Here is a 1,379-nt window from a genome sequence, read left to right on the forward strand (position 1 = left end):
GAGTCGAAGACGCTGTCGAAGCTGCGGCATCCGTCGCGTTCCCAGAAACTGCGCGACTACCTCGAATAGTCCGACGCTTCACCACGATCGCCGGTTCTGGCCTGAGATCTTCCCCAAGCACTAACCGGGGCGCGGATCCGGGTCCAGAGCCGGCGATCTTTGGGCTCAGCGGGCGAGAAGCGCGCGCAGCGCCCCGGCAAGCTCGGGGTGCTGGAACTGGAATCCGGCGTCGGTGAGGACGCGCGGCACGACCCGTTGCGAGGCGAGCACCCCCTCGTCCGCGAACTCGCCGACGACCGCGCGCAGCGCCAGCCGGGGCACCGGCAGGACGGCGGGTCGGCGCAGCACCGCGCCGAGCGCGCGGGCGAACTCGGCCCCGGTAACGGGGCACGGCGCGACGAGGTTCACCGGCCCGGCGATGGCCCGTCCGCGCTCGGTCACCGACGCGCCAGTCGTCATGCCAGTCGCCGCGTCGGTCGTGTCGGGCGCCGCGCCGGCGGCGAGCAGGAAGCGAACGGCCGCGACCCAGTCGTCGAGCCCGATCCAGGACACCCACTGACGGCCGGAGCCGAGCCGGCCGCCGACGCCGAGCCGGAACAACGGCAGCTGGCGGGCGAGGATCCCGCCGGAGGCGGCGAGCACAGGCCCGGTGCGCAGCAGGCAGACCCGGACGCCGGCCTCGGCCGCGGGCGTCGCGGACTCCTCCCACGCGCGCACGATGTCAGCGAGGAAGCCGGTCCCGGCGGGCGCGGACTCGTCCACCGGGTCGTCGGCCGCCGTGCCGTACCAGCCGACCGCGCTGGAGGACAGAAGGACGACGGGCTCCGCCGCCGAACGCGCGGGAACCCCGGCCGCGAGCGTCGTAGCCAGCAGCCGGGTGCCCTGGACGCGGCTGTCGAGGATCTCCCGCCGGTAGTCGGCGGTCCAGCGCCGGTCGCCGATGCCGGCGCCGGCCAGGTGCACCGCGGCGTCGACGTCGCCGAGCGCGGCCCGGTCGAGCTCGCCGCCCCCGGGATTCCAGCGGACCTCGTCCGGGCCGCGGGGCGGCCGGCGCACCAGAGTGATCACCTCGTGCCCGTCGGCGCGCAGCGCCGGCACCAACGCCGAACCGAGCACCCCAGACGCCCCGGAAACCACGATCCGCACCGCGCCATCGTCGCGCATCGAGCCATCGGCCGCACGGCCGAGGCCGGGACCGCCGGTCCGGGGCCGCCGGTCCGGGGCCGGGCACGCCCGTGGTGGCCAATGGCCGATGGCGGTGGCCGGTCGGCTACGGGCCGCGGGCCTCGACCGCTTCGAGGCTCGGGGCCGGCGCCCCGGGACGGGCCTGGGCCGGTCACGCGTCGGGCCCCGCGCCTCCCTGTCACTTAAACACATCT

The 1,379-nt window shown here is 75.9% G+C and carries 1 protein-coding gene; it reads right to left on the bottom strand.

The window, feature by feature from the left end; all coding sequences use genetic code 11:
* Positions 1-165: 165 nt before the first annotated feature.
* Positions 166-1,164 carry a TIGR01777 family oxidoreductase gene (locus tag I6A81_RS41210; RefSeq protein WP_238431224.1) on the bottom strand — a complete coding sequence of 333 codons (999 nt, stop codon included), beginning with the start codon at positions 1,162-1,164 and terminating at the stop codon, positions 166-168.
* Positions 1,165-1,379: the final 215 nt, after the last annotated feature.

Origin of the sequence: Frankia nepalensis (genome assembly GCF_016786325.1) — a bacterium.
Lineage (GTDB): Bacteria > Actinomycetota > Actinomycetes > Frankiales > Frankiaceae > Pseudofrankia > Pseudofrankia nepalensis.

Bases quoted from the DNA above. Each gene is read 5' to 3' on its own strand.
- I6A81_RS41210 (WP_238431224.1), bottom strand. From the start codon at position 1,164: ATGCGCGACGATGGCGCGGTGCGGATCGTGGTTTCCGGGGCGTCTGGG.